This window comes from Sporosarcina cascadiensis, assembly GCF_009650995.1.
Taxonomy (GTDB): Bacteria; Bacillota; Bacilli; order Bacillales_A; family Planococcaceae; genus Sporosarcina; species Sporosarcina cascadiensis.
Map to the genome: position 1 here is coordinate 180,889 of NZ_WHVV01000004.1, position 16,763 is coordinate 197,651.

Annotated in this window: 14 protein-coding genes and 1 riboswitch; of the genes, 5 read left to right on the forward strand and 9 right to left on the reverse strand. The window is 43.2% G+C overall.

Annotated features, from left to right (window positions below; all coding sequences use genetic code 11):
* Positions 1 to 106: 106 nt before the first annotated feature.
* The 3 genes from GDZ68_RS06335 (at position 107) to GDZ68_RS06345 (ending at position 2,639) form a co-directional block, all read left to right on the forward strand.
* Positions 107 to 1,276 carry an MFS transporter gene (locus GDZ68_RS06335; protein WP_153721428.1) on the forward strand — a complete coding sequence of 390 codons (1,170 nt, stop codon included), beginning with the start codon at positions 107 to 109 and terminating at the stop codon, positions 1,274 to 1,276.
* A gap of 26 nt (positions 1,277 to 1,302) precedes the next feature.
* Positions 1,303 to 1,346, forward strand: a riboswitch (PreQ1 riboswitch).
* Between the two features lie 122 nt (positions 1,347 to 1,468).
* Positions 1,469 to 1,966, forward strand: coding sequence for a preQ(1) synthase (gene queF / locus GDZ68_RS06340; protein ID WP_153721429.1), 498 nt, complete (start codon positions 1,469 to 1,471; stop codon positions 1,964 to 1,966).
* A gap of 7 nt (positions 1,967 to 1,973) precedes the next feature.
* Positions 1,974 to 2,639 (forward strand): queuosine precursor transporter, encoded by a 666-nt coding sequence (locus GDZ68_RS06345; RefSeq protein WP_153721430.1) that lies wholly within the window; start codon positions 1,974 to 1,976, stop codon positions 2,637 to 2,639.
* Positions 2,640 to 2,684: 45 nt separating this feature from the next.
* Here GDZ68_RS06345 and recQ read toward each other — a convergent pair whose 3' ends face one another.
* From recQ to pssA, 3 genes are all read right to left on the reverse strand, one after another.
* On the reverse strand, positions 2,685 to 4,457 hold the full coding sequence (gene recQ / locus GDZ68_RS06350) for a DNA helicase RecQ (protein ID WP_153721507.1): 1,773 nt from the start codon (positions 4,455 to 4,457) through the stop codon (positions 2,685 to 2,687).
* A 25-nt stretch (positions 4,458 to 4,482) separates the two neighbouring features.
* Complete coding sequence (locus tag GDZ68_RS06355) at positions 4,483 to 4,902, reverse strand: hemerythrin domain-containing protein (protein ID WP_153721431.1); 420 nt, start codon at positions 4,900 to 4,902, stop codon at positions 4,483 to 4,485.
* Positions 4,903 to 5,011: 109 nt separating this feature from the next.
* Positions 5,012 to 5,545, reverse strand: coding sequence for a CDP-diacylglycerol--serine O-phosphatidyltransferase (gene pssA, locus GDZ68_RS06360; protein ID WP_153721432.1), 534 nt, complete (start codon positions 5,543 to 5,545; stop codon positions 5,012 to 5,014).
* 56 nt (positions 5,546 to 5,601) lie between these two features.
* Here pssA and asd point away from each other — a divergent pair, with 56 nt between their 5' ends.
* A complete protein-coding gene (gene asd / locus GDZ68_RS06365) occupies positions 5,602 to 6,381 on the forward strand; it encodes an archaetidylserine decarboxylase (RefSeq protein WP_153721433.1) in 780 nt (259 codons plus the stop codon).
* A gap of 17 nt (positions 6,382 to 6,398) precedes the next feature.
* A complete protein-coding gene (locus tag GDZ68_RS06370; RefSeq protein WP_153721434.1) occupies positions 6,399 to 6,893 on the forward strand; it encodes a DedA family protein in 495 nt (164 codons plus the stop codon).
* Between the two features lie 49 nt (positions 6,894 to 6,942).
* On the opposite strand, the gene GDZ68_RS06375 is transcribed toward GDZ68_RS06370, so the two are convergent.
* From GDZ68_RS06375 to GDZ68_RS06400, 6 genes are all read right to left on the reverse strand, one after another.
* Complete coding sequence (locus GDZ68_RS06375) at positions 6,943 to 9,102, reverse strand: bifunctional diguanylate cyclase/phosphodiesterase (RefSeq protein ID WP_194841081.1); 2,160 nt, start codon at positions 9,100 to 9,102, stop codon at positions 6,943 to 6,945.
* Between the two features lie 914 nt (positions 9,103 to 10,016).
* On the reverse strand, positions 10,017 to 11,747 hold the full coding sequence (gene cydC, locus GDZ68_RS06380) for a thiol reductant ABC exporter subunit CydC (RefSeq protein WP_153721436.1): 1,731 nt from the start codon (positions 11,745 to 11,747) through the stop codon (positions 10,017 to 10,019).
* On the reverse strand, positions 11,744 to 13,465 hold the full coding sequence (gene cydD, locus GDZ68_RS06385) for a thiol reductant ABC exporter subunit CydD (protein ID WP_153721437.1): 1,722 nt from the start codon (positions 13,463 to 13,465) through the stop codon (positions 11,744 to 11,746). The genes cydC and cydD overlap by 4 nt, the downstream gene beginning before the upstream one ends.
* Positions 13,465 to 14,481 carry a cytochrome d ubiquinol oxidase subunit II gene (gene cydB / locus GDZ68_RS06390; RefSeq protein ID WP_153721438.1) on the reverse strand — a complete coding sequence of 339 codons (1,017 nt, stop codon included), beginning with the start codon at positions 14,479 to 14,481 and terminating at the stop codon, positions 13,465 to 13,467. The genes cydD and cydB overlap by 1 nt, the downstream gene beginning before the upstream one ends.
* Positions 14,468 to 15,871, reverse strand: coding sequence for a cytochrome ubiquinol oxidase subunit I (locus tag GDZ68_RS06395; protein WP_153721439.1), 1,404 nt, complete (start codon positions 15,869 to 15,871; stop codon positions 14,468 to 14,470). The genes cydB and GDZ68_RS06395 overlap by 14 nt, the downstream gene beginning before the upstream one ends.
* A gap of 217 nt (positions 15,872 to 16,088) precedes the next feature.
* Entirely contained in the window at positions 16,089 to 16,565 is a 477-nt protein-coding gene (locus GDZ68_RS06400; RefSeq protein WP_153721440.1) for a hypothetical protein, read from the reverse strand.
* Positions 16,566 to 16,763: the final 198 nt, after the last annotated feature.

Here is a 16,763-nt window from a genome sequence, read left to right on the forward strand (position 1 = left end):
AGGTTGCAAGATTGCGAATATTTATCGCAAAGCATTTACGTTCATTTCAGTTAGTTTCATGGTAAAATAGAGGATAGTTGAATTATTTGTAAAGTAGGGATCTTAAATGCGCTTCTTTGTCTATCTAATCGTGTTCTTCTCGTTCTTTGATTTATTTTCGCAACTTCCTGTCATCAGCCCTTTTGCGAGTTCACTTGTTGACTCCTCGTTCATTGTGGGCCTGTCTGTCGGAATCTATTCATTTGCGAATATTTTCGGAAACATCATCTCAGGCATTTTGACTGACCGCAGAGGACCGTTCTATATTCTTCTTGTCGGACTTCTAACTTCCGCTTTGTCGTTGTTTTCTTATGCGCTTATTGAAGGCTCTGCCACGCTGATCGGTATTCGGTTCCTTCATGGACTGACAGAAGGGCTGATCATTCCGGCTGCGTTTACATTCCTGGCTAATGGTTCTGAACGTTCAAAACGTGGACGGAATGCTGCGATATCGGGAGCATTTGTTGGATTAGCTGCCATTTTCGGACCGGCATACAGCGGAATTGTTTCTGTTAAAACGAGTGTCGTTACGATCATGGCCATCAATGGTGTCTTCATGGTACTTTTGACAATCGGTGCTTTTATTTTCTTGCGCTCTTTTACATATGTCAGAAAGGTAAAGACAGAAGCTCAAAAAGCTGTAAAACCATTGGCATTCTTTAAACATCCGGGAATTATCCGGGCTTTTCTCGGCGCATTCTTCTTGATGTTTTCACAAGGCGTACTTGCTCTGGTCCTTCCCTTGAAAGTGGAGTTTCTGCAGTATGATGCGAAAACAACTGGCATGTTGCTGAGTGTTTTCGGCCTGGTGGCAGTGCTGATTTTCCTTCTGCCTGTCAATCGGATATTTGATAAGGCGCGCCCTATGCTGACATTGGCTTTTGGATTGTTTTTGATGAGCGGCAGTATGCTGTTCCTTTCCCAAGTGGATACTTTATCACTCATGATGACAGCAATGGTTGTCTATGGTACAGGATTTGCCCTTCTGTTCCCTTCGATTAACTCCTTGTTGATCGACTCCACAGTTCCTGAATCACGCGGAAAAGCGTACGGATTCTTTTATGCATTCTTTTCATTCGGCGTGGTCGTTGGTTCGAGTGCAATCGGTTTTCTGAATTTAGAATTCCATCATGCTTTCATGTTGGCGAGCGGAGTTTTATTGATTGCCGGTATTTTTACTATCATTGGCTTGCGGCAAGATATTCGGCCTGTTGACAAAACTTCGACAATCCAGTAAAGTTTCTCTAGAATAGAATAACCCGTCCGGGAGAGGTTCATAGCGACCCTCTATAAAAAACTATGGATGATGAATTTCGCCATGTCTATACATGGCGTTTTTTTATTTTCAGCCGCTTTTTTCGCTGAGATAGATTAGTAAATTCAACCCGTCTATGAACCTCCCTGACCAATAAATCAGGAGGTTTTTTACATGACAGGAAGAGATGAAGCAACACTGCAGGATTTAACGTTATTGGGGAATCAGAAAACAGTTTATGATTATTCGTATAATCCAAGTTTATTGGAAGCAATTGATAATTTACATCATGAACGGGATTTCTTCGTAAAATTTAATTGCCCGGAGTTCACGTCTTTATGTCCTCAAACAGGACAGCCCGACTTTGCAACGATTTATATCAGTTTCATTCCGGATCGAAAATTAGTAGAGAGCAAATCGCTAAAACTCTATTTATTCAGCTTCCGCAATCATGGCGATTTTCATGAGGACTGCGTCAACTCTATCATGCTGGATTTAGTGAATCTTTTGGAGCCTCGCTATATCGAAGTGTGGGGGAAGTTCACTCCGCGCGGCGGATTATCCATCGACCCGTATTGCAATTATGGAAAACCGGGGACGAAATTTGAAGGAATGGCTGAACAGCGTTTGTTCCAGCATGATCTCTATCCTGAAAAAGTGGATAACCGGTGAGCAGACGATGAGATATTATTTAAGCGGAACCTTTGTCGGTTTACTCATTCTATCAAATATATTAGCAGTCAAATTGGTCAGCTTTGGCAGCTGGATTGTGCTTCCGGCAGCAGCCGTTGTCTATGTATGCACCTACCCCATTTTAGATGTGCTGACGGAAACATATGGTAAGGAAGCAGCACGTCAGACCGTTTTCACTGGTTTATTGGTACAATTGCTGTCGACGTTTTTCATCTGGCTGGCTATTAATCTGCCTGCTGCACCTTTTTACGAAGAACAGCAAGCATTTGAAACCATTTTTTCAGCGGGCTTTCGCGTTACACTTGCCAGTCTGGCAGCTTATGTTGTCAGTCAAAATTTGGATGTAACGATTTTCCATAAGCTTAAAGAAAAGCATGGCGAGAAGAAGTTATGGATACGTAATAATGCCTCTACCATGGCAAGCCAGCTTGTCGATACGGTCATTTTCATTGTGATCGCTTTTTATGGTACGATGCCATTTACCGCGTTACTTGGTCTGATTGCAGCACAATACGTATTTAAATTTGCCGTTGCGGTGATTGATACACCCGTTGTCTATATGCTTGTGGCGATTTGCCGAAAAATCGAAGCTAAGAAAAACCACAAGCCGGATTCGCAGACAGATGCAAGTTCGATAGTAACGACTCAATAAAAAGAAGGAGCCTGTCCAATCAATAATTGATTGGTCAGGCTCCTTTTATGCTTGCTGGTGGGAATATGAGTCGATAACTTCCAAAAACACATCTCCGTAACGCTCGAGTTTTGTTTGCCCTACTCCCTGAACGGTCAGCAATTCTTCATCGGTAGCGGGCATTTTTGCTACCATATCACGAAGAGTTTTGTCTGAGAAAATAACAAATGGCGGCACACCTGCCTCCTGAGCAAGCTTCAGGCGGAGTGAACGGAGCTCATTGAACAGCGGATCGTCTTTCGCAATAACTGTCGTAACCATCTCGCCTTTGCGCCATACTTTTACCTTTCCAAGCAGAACGTCCTTGCCCTCTTCGGTCACGAAAATAATTGGAAACGGGCCACTCTCCACTTGAAGATAATTCTCTGAAATCAAGAATTCAATAAAATCTGCTACGTCTTTAGCTTTGCGTTCTTTCATCAGCCCGTATGTAGACAGTTTTTCAAAATCAAATTCCTGCATCTTCTTATTTTTCGAACCTGTCAGCACTTGCGCAACCATTGTTTTGCCGAATCGCTGCCCCATGCGGATGACGCAGGAAAGGACTTTTTGTGTATCGACTGTGACATCGAACTGCTCGCGCGTATCTGTACAGTTTCCGCAGCGTTTGCAGTCCTCTGTATCCTTTTCACCGAAATATGTGATAATGTGCTTCTGGAGACAGCCTTCAGTATGACAGTAATCGACCATTACCTGCATTTTTTTTATTTCATTCGAAATGCGGGCAGGATCGGGAGACTGCTCGATCAAAAAACGCTGTGTCTGCACGTCCTGTGATGAAAACAAAAGATAGCAGTCACTGTCGAGACCGTCACGCCCTGCTCTGCCTGCTTCCTGGTAATAGCTCTCCATGTTTTTAGGCATCTGATAATGAATGACGTAGCGGATATTCGATTTATCAATCCCCATGCCGAAAGCGTTCGTTGCGACCATGACACGCGCTTCTTCCATAATAAAACGATCTTGCTGCATCTGACGTTCCTGATCAGGCAGGCCGGCATGATACTTCGCTGCTGGAATGCCGTTTTTTTGCAGTGTTGTGTAGACCTGCTCTACTGCTTTTCGTGTCGCCGCGTATATAATACCTGATTCATTATTATTCTTTTTTGTATAATCTTTTACAAACTGATCACGATTTTGTCCTTTAACAACAGAAAAAACTAAATTACTTCGTTCAAAACCGGTAACTACCCGGCTCTCAGGCGGTATTTGTAATTGCTGACAAATATCTTCCTGCACTTCCGGAGTCGCTGTTGCGGTCAATGCCAGAATAATTGGCCGGCTGTTCAAGTAATCTAGAATACGATGGATATTCCGGTAACTTGGACGGAAATCATGTCCCCATTGTGAAATACAATGAGCTTCATCGATTGCAATCAAAGGAATGTTCATTTTCTGCAATTGATTTAGAAATGACTCCGACTCGAGCCGTTCAGGTGCAACGTATAATAGTTTATACATGCCTTCCCTTGCGTTATCCATCGTCCCGAAATATTCTTCTGAAGACAGGGTGCTATTGATGTATGCTGCAGGAATACCCAGCTGATGCAGTGCATCTACTTGGTCTTTCATCAAGGAAATCAGCGGGGAAATGACAAGAACGGTGCCCTCCATTGCCAGTGCAGGCACCTGGTAACAAACTGACTTACCGCCCCCTGTAGGCATTACACAAAGTGTATCATCACCGTTCAGTACTTGATCGATGACACGCTGCTGACCTTCCCTGAATGCAGAATAGCCAAAATATTGTTCCAGTATATCTAATGGATTCCGAACGATCCTCACCTCCTACTTTATCATGCTGTTATGATGTAAATAATAATCGCTCTTCTTCACGGCTATGCAATTCATTGATTACCATCAGACCATAGAACTTCTGCATGATCTCAGGAGTTATGGCAGAGTCTTCCTCACGCAGAGTGTCAATATCCTGTACTGCCAGACGCATTAAATCATGGTCGCGGGTCAGCTGAATAATATCTTTTTCAAGTTCTGGATTTTCATTTAAGATTTCTTTGTAAAGTCCTTCTTCTTCGGCATCTGCGTGACTGATGACTCTCGTCTTCCAATAATCAAGTAATTCATCACAGGCTCTGCCGGCCATCTGCTGATCACCCTGCTGTAAATATTCCACTAAATCTTCTGTTTTCATAATAGCTCCGGAAAGGCCCCCTTCATGAATCGCCCGATGGGAATGAAGCTGTCTTAAAGCCGGTCCTGACATATCGACCACTCCTTCTTCTTTTTCTTAAGCATAACAGAATTACAGAAGCAGTGAAAGTTTTGTCATATGAAAAAACGCCCTGCAAAGAGAACCTTTGCAAGACGCAGAATTAGACTTTCGCTATGCGGATCCGGCTTACCATCAACCAGGCAAGTACTGACAATAAAATCACAAAATACGGTGCCGCGATGTACGGTGCAGCAAAATAGCCGAGTGTCAGCAATACTCCGGCGGCAGTGATCGGCAGACCATAGAAAGAGCCATCAAACTCCTCAACATTATAACGGGCCAAACGGACAGCACCCGCCAGAATGTAGAAAATAACTGCCGATAAACCGATCCACAGCGTTTGTGAAAGTGCGACATCATAAATCAATATGGCCGGTGCCACACCGAATGAAACTAAATCACTGAGTGAATCCAGTTCTTTGCCGAAAGCAGATTCCGTATGATAATGTCTAGCCACCATTCCATCGAACCGATCAAACAAAGCAGCCAAGAATATGAATGTCAGACTCATATGGCCGTGACCTTTCATAACAAGTATAATAGCTATAATTCCCAAACTTAAATTAAAAAGTGTTATGATATTAGCCAGTTGGTACTTTATTTTAGTATAATCGAAATATCTGGATGAAAACATATTATCCCTCCTTATTTAACTAACCTATTATAGTACTTTTTTGAAAGGTTGAAAAGATGAAAAAACAAATTTTTAAATCCTTTGTCGAATTGACGTCACATCCGGTCAGTTCTGCCATGTTAAAACAGTTCACAACTTCCCGGATAAGCAAGCCGCTGATCAGGCCTTTTGCTTCTTTCTATGATATTCAACTTCATGAAGCAGAATATCCAGTGTATTCATATAAAAGTTTAAATGATTTTTTCACTCGCTCTTTACAGCCTGGCAGCAGAACAGCAGATTCCGATCCTGCTGCTGTTGTGTCGCCTGTTGACGGCGTTTTAAGCTGTGCAGGACCTGTCAGTGAACAGCAGAAGTTTATTGTAAAAGAACAGGCATACAGTCTGACAGAACTTTTTGGCGATTCCGCATCAGCCCAGCCTTATGAAAATGGCTACTACTATCTGTTCTATTTATCACCGAGACATTACCATCACTTTCATTACCCGGTTTCAGGACGTCTGCTGAAACGCTATGCACTTGGTACGGCATCTTATCCTGTCAATGATTTAGGGATTAAATACAAAGAGGAACTCTTCTCGTCGAATTACCGCATCATTTCAGAAATCGACAGCTCATTTGGACGTGTGGCAGTTGTCAAAGTAGGTGCATTGAACGTTAATAGTATACGCATTTTAGATTCTTCCAAAGACTGTGTCAAAGGTGAAGATTTCGGTCATTTTGCATTCGGCTCTACTGTTATTTTATTCTTCGAAAACAAAAAAGCTCTGCTTCCTGTAAATCTGTCTTTTACAGAAGTGCGAACAGGTGATAAAATTGGAGAGTGGCAATTCTAAGCAGATGAGGTTTTTCGATGGAACATATACAAGAGTATATAGCGCATTATGGATATTTTTCGATATTTATCTTTTTAGCGCTCGGTATTTTCGGTTTGCCGATGCCTGACGAATTCCTTGTGACTTTCGCCGGTTACTTAGCATCCGCCGGTACTTTTCATTTTATTTTTGCAATTTTATTTACTATTTGCGGCGTCATGGTCGGCACATTGTTCACTTATATGCTCGGCAGGAAATTAGGCAAGCCGCTGATTCAGCGATTCGGCCGCTATCTGTTTCTTTCCCCCCATCGTATGCAAAAAGTGGAGCGTTGGTTTATGGCATATGGTTCATGGACGGTGACTATCGGATATTTCCTTCCGGGCATGAGGCATTTCGTTTGCTATGTGTCAGGAATGAGCGGTATGAGTGTGCAGCGCTATATGCTGTTCGCCATCCCTGGAATAATAATTTCAACAACCATTCTTGTTCTTCTCGGCTACTTCATTCAGCTGCCGTTTTTAAAAATATAAAAAAGTGTCATCAAGATATTCGCTTGATGACACTTTTTCTTGTTTTCACCTACCACTCCATCTCTTTTCCAATCAGATGAACCGCATCTTCCACACGAAGCGGTTTACTGATGAAATAACCTTGAATGCGCTGTGCTCCGAAAGACTTCAGTAACTGCAGCTGTTCAAGTGTTTCAACGCCTTCCAGTACAGTCGTCTGATTGAGTGCTTTCGCAATATGGATGATTCCTTTCAATATCGCCTCCGAACCCGGTTCTCTGCGCTCCACGTCATCAATGAATGCTTTATCTACTTTCAAATACTGGAACGGCAGCGTTGTTAAGGATGAGAGGGATGAATATCCTGTGCCAAAATCGTCTACTGCCGTCTTAATGCCTATTTCATTCAACGTCTGTAAAATACGGACCACTGAACCAACATCATCCACAATAACCGATTCCGTCACTTCAAAAATTAGAATCGATGGATCGACACCTGTTTCTTCCAGCATTTCATACACATCGTCTAAAAATCCTGCGTGATGCAACTGTTTGACTGATACATTGACATTAATCGTAAACCGTTCATAACCAGCATTTCGCCATTCAATTGCCTGCAGTGCTGCCGTTCGCATAATCCAGCGCCCCGTTTCAATTATGGCATCATCTTCTTCCAGAAGCGGTATGAAATGAAAAGGGCCTATTTCACCAAGTTCAGCAGAATTCCAGCGAATCAATGACTCAAAACCGACAATGCGCTTTTCATCAATACTATAAATCGGTTGATATACCATGTAGAATTCATTAAGTTCAAGAGCTTTGCTTAGACAGCGAGCCATTTTCCGAAGTTCTTTATTGCGGACGTCCATTGCTTCATCGTATAAGAGAAATTGATTGCCGCCCGCTTTGCTTGCTTCCTGACAAGCATAGACCCCATTTCCCAATGTCTCTTCATTTGCATTTTGACTGATCATTACACCACCGACACTGACCGAAGCATGGATTTTTGAATCGTCGGGTGCGACAATTTTGTGCCGAAGTAGCTGCACCAGTTCTTCCCCGATTACCATAGCCCCCTCTTGACAAGCACTCTCGATAACAAATAAAAATTGCTCAGAATCGATTCGGTACAAACGGCCTCTACGCTCATACTCATCCAGTAATCCACTTGTTTTCTGCAACAGCTGATCGGCTGTCTGATAGCCCACTTTTTTCATTAAGTCAGAAAAGCGGTCCAGCCGAATGAAATAAACTGCAAGATTCTGCCTTGCCCATTCGGAATTTTTTCTGTTGATATCCTCTCTGAGCTTTAACCGGTTTGGCAATCCAGTCAATAAGTCTTTTCTTAAAGCCACATCTGCTTGTTTTTCCACATAAGAAATATAATAGTAAATGATTATTCCGACTGACACGATTAAGGATACCAGCAAGAACATTCTTATAAAGGCAGCTGATAGTTCATCCAGTTTTGGGTTGTCCAAAGAGTCGGCTATCACCGTCCAACCTGAAACGGTCTGGCCATACTTGAGAAGATGTCCTGAATCATTCATAAGAATGGTCCCGTACTTTTCTCTTTCAATCTGTTCCAGTTGGTCTTTATATGAAAATGCCGTATGCCTGTTTATAGGATAAGAGTAAACCACCTCACTGTCCTTGACAAAATACACCGCACCAGGCAAATTAAAACTGTTCGTAATATCTCTGATGATATCTTCAATATTAATTAGCCCTGATAATACGCCAATGACCTCTCCTGATTCATTTTCTGCCGGAACCACTATGGACGACACTTTAATTTCCGGATCTTGTGCTAAAGGAAATACCTCACTGATAAGAATTTCTCCTTGCAGCGCACGTTTGAAAGACTCTTTTTTTGTTACTTCCAATTTTGAACCGTCGTCTGCGATAATATTTCCGTCCGGTGTGATAAAGCCAAGCGCAGAAAAGTAATCCATAATTTCATGCTGTCTTATTAAAAACTTTGCAATTTCTTCTTTATCTTCTGCTATGTATGGTATGTAATCTGCCATCAGTTCAACATCGCCAATTCTTCTCGTTGTAAAAGTATCTACTTCCGAAATGAAACTGTTTAGGATATCAATCGTTTCTTCTTCTATCTGGATTTTTAATGCCTTTTTCGTCGAAAGATAATCTGAGATTGTCAGAACCAGAAATCCTGCAATCACAAGAGGCAAAATCATCTTCAGCCAGCTATTTTTCGTCATTTTCATTTGTTGCTCTCCAATCAGCATAATGAAACTTCTATAACTACAGTAAGCTATGAATAGGGCTTTGTCACGAAAATACTGTACGTTTTACCGGAAAGTGGATATGTTGCCAACTCATAATGAAAACTAGCAAATTGTAATAGGAGTTTTCCAGTGAATGGATTTAGTATGTGAGGTTTCGTTGCTCGACTTTGCAGGAGGTTTGAACGAAGCGTGATTTTGCAGTTTGAACCCGCTTCGGCGCTGGGGGATTGCCTTACGCCATGAGCCTACTGGCGAAGAACGTGCCAGCAGTCTCACAGCAACGGCCGACCCCGCAGTTGCACCTTCGCTGGTGTTAATGAAAGTATGTCATACTGCTCTTTTGCAGGACGTGAATTTAGTTAGCACGGTTTCGTTGCTCGACTTCGTAGAAAGATTGAATGAAGTGTGAGTTTGCAGTTTGGACCCGCTTCGGCGCTGGGGGATTGCCTTACGCTGTGAGCCTACTGGCGAAAGGCGTGCCAGCAGTCTCACAGCCACGGCCGACCCCGCAGTTGCGCCTTCGCTGGTATGTAGAAAGAATATCATATTGATTTTTAGCAAAGTGCGTAACGTATTGATCAAAAGAATCCAAGCCTTAGCAGAATAATAAGTAAAGCATGAAATGCCTCACCTATCGTAATCATCTCAAATAGTATGCTCATACTGGAACTCACATAAAAATTATTGTTAAACAAGCTAGTGTACCGGAGTGGAAGACAACCTAAGTACGCCGACAGGTGCCTTAATTTCTGCAAAGAACACAGAAATACGGCAAAGCGAACCCTTCGCTGTTCGCTTGGCTCACCGAGGGCCCTCCCGAAAGCTTCCGCCAGGGACGCAGGGGGACGATCTCTCTCCACTTACCCTATAATCGCAAACGCCTGTTTATAATATCATGTTAATCCTTCATCTAATGCATATAACTGACGGTATCGTTCATTAGAAGCAAGCAGCTCCAGGTGTGTACCGTCCATGACCAGCTTCCCGTCATCCATAAATAGGATCCTGTCCATCTTCTCCATCCCCATCAAATGATGCGTGATCCAGACGACAGTTTTATCTTGAAGGGATTGATGAAGAGTATTCACTAATGAATATTCCGTGACAGGGTCCAGTCCGACAGTCGGCTCATCCAAAATGACTACTGGTGTATTCTTTAATAAAATCCGACCAAGTGCGATACGCTGGCGCTCTCCTCCTGAAAAACGCTGTCCCGTCTCTTCCATCTGTGTTTTTATACCGGCAAGAAGTGATTGGATCATGTCAAACAAGCCTACTTGTTTTGCAACTTCCTGCACTTCTCCTTCAGTTGCTGATGAATTTCCCAGCTTCAAATTATTTTCAACCGTTGTCGCAAAAAGATACGGTTTTTGATTGAGCACACTCATCACTTCAAAAATGTCGTCGCCATATTTGGCAGCTGGAAGTTCATTAATTAAAACGGTTCCTTCTGTCGGCTCAATCGTACCCAGAAGCAGCTGAATGAGAGTAGATTTTCCGGCACCGCTTTTACCTAGTACAGCTACTTTTTCCCCTGGACGAATCGTCAATGTGACATCATGCACAGCATCTTCCGAACGCCCTTCATATCGATAACCCGCATTGGTAAGTGCTATGGTGACATCAGTCACATCGTCTGCTTTGATTGCCCGCTTCTCATTCATTGGTCCCTGCTCGTGAATACGGTGGATTCGTTCCAGGGAAGCTTCATACGCCGGCATGCGTTCAATGGCGTGAGAGATTGGAATTATTCCTTCTAGAATAGGCAGTGTCACTAACGTAAATGCCGCAATGTAAGTTGGCATCAGAGAACCGTCCGCCGCTTGCTGACCTGCCCAGAGGCCGACCACTAAAACGAGAAGCCCTGAGAATATTTGCAACTGTGCCGTTCGCGACTGCTGCCAGTATGCCAGTTTTTTATCTATCTCATGACTTGCACGACTCTCTTCGTGAAATGAGGATAAAAATTGTTCTTTCCGCCCGCTGATCATCCAGTCACGCAGTCCGAATATTCCTTCTGTCATCGTATTGTATAAACGGCTGTGCAGTTTCTTCGACTGCCGCTGATTCTTTTTCATTAAATAGAGTGAAGCCATCGGATAGACAAATGCAACGACTGCCAGACAAAGCGCCATGATGATCGCAAACTTCCAATCATAAACAGCCAGTACGATCACCGAAAAACTGAATAGGAACAAGCCGATGACAGTCGGGAATAATGTCCGGATATAGACATCCTGTAGATGTTCAATATCATCTGCCAGCGTACCGAGTAAATCTCCTGTTTGAAAGCGAGAACGAATGAACAGTGCCTGCGGTTCCAACACGTGATACAGCTGCACACGCATGTCCGCAATGATTTTCAATACTGCATTGTGGCCAAGCAGCCGTTCCACATACCGAAGCACAGCACGTGAAATCCCGAATGTGCGTACAGCGACAACAGGAATGTACACGAGCAAGATATTCTCCGGCCTCTCTGATGTCCTTGAAATCAAATAACCGGATACAAAAGTTAACATAGCGGCAGATAAAATGGTCAATGTTCCAAAAATGACAGTAGACCACAGCGTTTTCCAATACTTTCTGGCATACGGAAAGATATGACGCTGATAAAGATTCATACGGCATGCCCCTTTCCGCGTGCTTCCAGTAATCTGCAATACGCCCCGTTGGTCTGCAGTAATTGATCATGCGAGCCCATCTCTACGACTTTTCCATTTTCCAGTACAATAATTCTTTCCATCTCCCGCATCCAATGAATACGGTGAGTTGCGAATACGACGAGCTTGTTTTCGAGCAGTGGAAGAAGCATTTGTTTCAGCTCATGCTCTGTTTCAATATCCAAGTGAGCAGTAGGTTCATCAAACAATAAAATTTGACGGCGCTGCAATAGTGACCTCGCAACAGCAATCCGCTGTTCTTCTCCACCGCTCAGCACACGTCCTCCCGCTCCGATCTTTTCTTCATAACCGTTTGGAAATGCAGCGATCAACTGATCCAGCCCCACCCGTTTTGCCGCTTCCTGTACTTCTGTCAGTGAAGCATCAGGTTCATAAAATCGAATATTATTTATTACCGTGTCAGGAAAAATTGTCGGGTGCTGCGGTATATAAGCGACTTGATCCTGCCATTCCTCCAGTGCTAAATGAGGGAGCGGTCCTTCATCTACTACAAAACGGCCGTCAGTCGGTACCGTAAAGCCTGACAATACATCGATCAATGTAGACTTGCCAGCTCCTGAATGGCCGATTACCCCTATTTTCGTATGACCTTGCAGGAGCAGATTCAAACCTTCCAGTACGGTCTGCCCTTCTATCTGGACTTTTATATCCCTAAGTTCCAATTTGGAGTTTTCATCCCATTTCTTCATAGGTATGACGGCTTTCGGCTTCATGATTTCAGGTTCATCCAAGATAGCATGGATTTGTTCGCTGGCGTCTTTCCCGTCTGCTGTGGCATGAAAATCATTACCCAGTTCCCGTACCGGCATGAAATATTCCGGCGCCAAAATCAGAATCGCAAGCGAAGGTTCCAGCAGCATTTGACCATTTATCAAACGCAAACCAAGCTCAACCGCTACGACGGCTACTGAGAGACTTGCAAAGAAATCAAGTGAAAATGAAGATAAAAACGCAAAGCGCAATGAACGGTTTGTCGCAATTCGATATTTGTCACTTACCGCAGCTATCGACCGTTCATGCGCACGGCTCCGTCCTAAATATTTCAGAGTAACAATTCCCCGCAATGAGTCGACGAAGTGACGTGATAACAATCGGTACGTATCCATTTGCTCGTCAATTTTTTTCTTGGAAACCATTCCGATCAAAATAAGAAAGATAATTAGAATCGGCAGTACAAGTAACAGGGTAATAGCGGACATTTTATCCTGCGTAAACACATACGCCAAAATGACGACCGGCACGATAGCCATGGACATAGAACGCGGCAGCAGGAGTTCCAGGTATTTACGAAATTTCGGCACGCCTTCCAAGCCAAGAGTCACTAAATTCCCCGAACCGTATTTCCCCACTGCCTGCGGGCCTAAATCAAATATTTTCCGAAGCAGCAGCTGCTCGTATTCTTTCGATGTGCGGTCAGCAAATTTATAAGAGATCCGTTCTTTTGCCCACTGAATAAAGTGACGGCTACTATTAGCGACGGCAAATATCACAAAAGACCGAAGCGCAGCACTTCCGTCGGCACCTTGGAACAATTGTGTAATTGCCCGCGCTAAATAGATCGCTTGAAAAATAATGGCGATTGACTGAACTGCTGTCAGCAGCCCAATCAACGCCATCGCTTGTTTACTTCCTTTGTAGTGAAGCAATTTTTTATCCATTAGTATTCTAGATGCTCCTTATCACCTGTCAATCGTTTACGGAACACGTAATAACTCCAAATTGTATACGCCAAAACGATCGGCACCATAGTAAATGCGACAACGGTCATGATTTTCAATGAGTATTCTCCGGACGCCGCCTCAGCAATCGACATATTAAACGCCGGATCCATCGTGCTGATCATTACATTCGGGAATAATACGATGAAGAAGCTGGCCATGACAATTATTAAGATTAACCCTGTCATCGTGAAGCTTAAGCCTTCCCGCTTTGTCTTCAGGAAGAAGAACAGCAAACCGTACAGTAGAATTGCTGCGGCATACATCGGAATGATGATTGCTCCGCGGTCTGTAAAGGCATTTGTATCAAAGTATGTGAAAATCATAAACAGCAGAATGAAAACGCCGGTCAATGCATACACTTTAAGCGCTGCTGCATTTGCACGTTCACGCAGGCTGCCTACTGTTTTCAGACTAATAAACAGCAATCCGTGCAGATATGACAACACAACGAATGTAACCCCTCCAATGACAGTGTAGACATTGACGAAGTCTGTGAATGTCGCATACATATTCATCTCGCCGTCAATCGGCAGTCCTTGTATCAAGCTGGTGAAAAATACACCGAACAGAAACGGCGGCAGAATACTTCCGATAAAAATTGCCCAGTCCCAGGTTTTCACCCATGCTTCCGAATCGCCTTTTCCACGGAATTCAAAAGCTACACCTCTGATAATCAGAGCGAGCAACAAAATGACGAACGGCATGTAGAAACCGCTGAAGACGGTTGCGTACCAGTGAGGAAATGCAGCAAACATAGCCCCTCCCGCTGTGATGAGCCAGACTTCATTGGCATCCCAGACCGGGCCGATGGTGTTCATAATTACTCGTTTCTCTAAATCGTCTTTCGCTAAAAACTTCGTACTCATTCCGACCCCAAAGTCGAAACCTTCCAAAAAGATGAACCCAATAAACAGGACTGCTATCAATATGAACCAAATATCACTTAACGGCATGTCCGGCACCTCCTGTTTCAAACGGGTCATTTGCGGAGACATCAGCCTGCGGTCTTTCTTCAGGTCCAAGCTGGATGAACTTTATAAACAAAATGACCATAATGATTCCGAGAATTGTGTAAATAGTTGAGAACGAGATTAGCGAGAACAGAATCTGGCCCGCTGATACGTTAGGTGAAATCCCGTCAGTTGTTTTCATTAAGCCATTCACCACCCATGGCTGACGACCCATTTCAGACATAATCCAGCCGAATGAGTTTCCGATGAACGGCAGGAATATTGCGGGAACCAGCAGACGCAGGAACCAGACGGAATCTGTGATTTTTTTGCGGTACATGAGCAGCAGACCGAATGCGCCGAGCCCTAATAGAATACCGCCTGTAAATACCATGATTCTGAAGCTCCAAAAAGTTGTTTTAACAGGCGGAATATAGTCGCCCTCTCCATAGATGACTTCCATATTCTTTTGCAGTTTGTTCATACCTTCTACTTTCCCCGTGAACTCACTGTATGTCAGATAACTGAGCATATAAGGAATGTCTATGCGTCCGGTAGTTTCTCGGTTTTCTACATCAATATTCGCGAAAAGCGTCCAGGCGGCCGGATCACCGCTATCCTCCCATAACGCTTCTGCAGCGGCCATTTTCATTGGCTGTGCATGCATTAAGTATTGGGCCTGGGAGTGACCGGAGAATGCGATTCCGAGTCCCGATATCATGCCGACAACCAGTGCAATCGACAAGGACTTTTTGAAAAAATCTGTTTGTCTTTTCTTAATTAAATACCATGCACTTACACCCGCAACGAAAAATGCACCTGTCGCAAAACTTCCGAAAACGGTATGCGGAAATGCGACCCATAACTTTTCATTGGACAGTAATGCAAAAATATCATTCATTTCCGCGCGTCCGTTCTGCAATACATAACCTACCGGGTTTTGCATGAATGAGTTGGCGGCAAGAATCCAGAATGCTGACATAACGGTACCGATAGAAACCAGCCAAATACAGGCTAAATGAAGTTTCTTTGCCAATTTATTCCATCCGAAGATCCATATGCCGATAAATGTGGATTCCAGGAAAAATGCGAGTAAAGCTTCCACTGCTAACGGAGCGCCAAATATATCTCCGACGAATCTTGAATAAGCCGACCAGTTCATCCCAAATTGGAATTCCTGTATGATTCCGGTCACCACGCCGATTGCGAAGTTGATGAGGAAAAACACACTCCAGAACTTCGTCATTTTCAAATAGATTTCTTCTTTTTTCACTACATACATGGTTTGCATGATCGCAATGATCAGTGCCAGGCCGATAGACAGCGGCACGAAAATGAAATGGAATAATGTTGTGGAGGCAAATTGGATTCTGGCTAATAAGACTTCTTCCATTTTTCACGGGCTCCTTTCGAACTTGTTTCTATTACCTAGCGTAACGCAGTTCGAAATTTAGTTCGTGAACAATGTGCGGAGTTCCTGTTACAAAGCTGCAAACTTATGTCAGAAATGTACGTAAGTTATGGCGGCTTTGTAACAAGGGCATATTTACCGCTGAAACATGAGGGATAGAGGATAAAATTGGCGGTTAGATGTAAATGAGGCTGAATTCTTACAAGTCTTCGAGCAGTTCCATTACTTCATCATAATCTGGATGCCCTTTATGCAAATATATAATGAAGGATTCTTTTCGTTTGGCGGCAATCCGTTCATTCTTCGTTTCATCAGTTATATGAAGATAACCTGTTTCATCTACTTCAGATAGACGCTCATCTGAATCAGCAAATTTATATACGTGCAGCGGCATCAGCTTTTCCCCATTTATTTGAAGGGTCATTCCGCTTTCTGCCCCAAAAAGTTCAGGATCAGCTTCCAGAGGTTCGCTAACTGTAAAACCTTCATTTGTTAATCGACTATGTAAATCTTCGAAAAGTCCTTCATCAGACAGTGCAGGAATCTTTACTGCTTCTTCTACGGGTTTATCCAATTCGGGCTTATCTTCTATCTCTTTCTTTTCTTCACTGCAGGCACTTAACAACAATCCTGCAATGACTGTAAACATCAAAAACATTTTACTCGCTGATTTCATTGATCAACATTCCTTTCAGACAAACTATTTCTCTCGTTATTATACATCAATCTTTCATTCTTCGTTGCACAATTCCTTATTCTAGACAAATAGTCGGCAACAATTTATGATGAAATATATATCAGTAAATAACTTTTATTTAGAGATATTCATTACTAAGTAATAATTATTATAAATAACTGTTCACTTTTGTTTAAC

What these genes read in the sequence shown, in the direction of transcription:
- GDZ68_RS06355 (WP_153721431.1), bottom strand. Translation starts at nt 4,902, where the DNA reads ATGTCAGGACCGGCTTTAAGACAGCTTCATTCCCATCGGGCGATTCAT.
- cydC (WP_153721436.1), bottom strand. Translation starts at nt 11,747, where the DNA reads ATGAATCTTTATCAGCGTCATATCTTTCCGTATGCCAGAAAGTATTGG.
- cydB (WP_153721438.1), bottom strand. Translation starts at nt 14,481, where the DNA reads ATGCCGTTAAGTGATATTTGGTTCATATTGATAGCAGTCCTGTTTATT.
- GDZ68_RS06400 (WP_153721440.1), bottom strand. Translation starts at nt 16,565, where the DNA reads ATGAAATCAGCGAGTAAAATGTTTTTGATGTTTACAGTCATTGCAGGA.
- GDZ68_RS06370 (WP_153721434.1), top strand. Translation starts at nt 6,399, where the DNA reads ATGGAACATATACAAGAGTATATAGCGCATTATGGATATTTTTCGATA.
- GDZ68_RS06335 (WP_153721428.1), top strand. Translation starts at nt 107, where the DNA reads ATGCGCTTCTTTGTCTATCTAATCGTGTTCTTCTCGTTCTTTGATTTA.
- cydD (WP_153721437.1), bottom strand. Translation starts at nt 13,465, where the DNA reads ATGGATAAAAAATTGCTTCACTACAAAGGAAGTAAACAAGCGATGGCG.
- GDZ68_RS06375 (WP_194841081.1), bottom strand. Translation starts at nt 9,102, where the DNA reads ATGAAAATGACGAAAAATAGCTGGCTGAAGATGATTTTGCCTCTTGTG.
- asd (WP_153721433.1), top strand. Translation starts at nt 5,602, where the DNA reads ATGAAAAAACAAATTTTTAAATCCTTTGTCGAATTGACGTCACATCCG.
- GDZ68_RS06395 (WP_153721439.1), bottom strand. Translation starts at nt 15,871, where the DNA reads ATGGAAGAAGTCTTATTAGCCAGAATCCAATTTGCCTCCACAACATTA.
- GDZ68_RS06345 (WP_153721430.1), top strand. Translation starts at nt 1,974, where the DNA reads ATGAGATATTATTTAAGCGGAACCTTTGTCGGTTTACTCATTCTATCA.
- pssA (WP_153721432.1), bottom strand. Translation starts at nt 5,545, where the DNA reads ATGTTTTCATCCAGATATTTCGATTATACTAAAATAAAGTACCAACTG.
- queF (WP_153721429.1), top strand. Translation starts at nt 1,469, where the DNA reads ATGACAGGAAGAGATGAAGCAACACTGCAGGATTTAACGTTATTGGGG.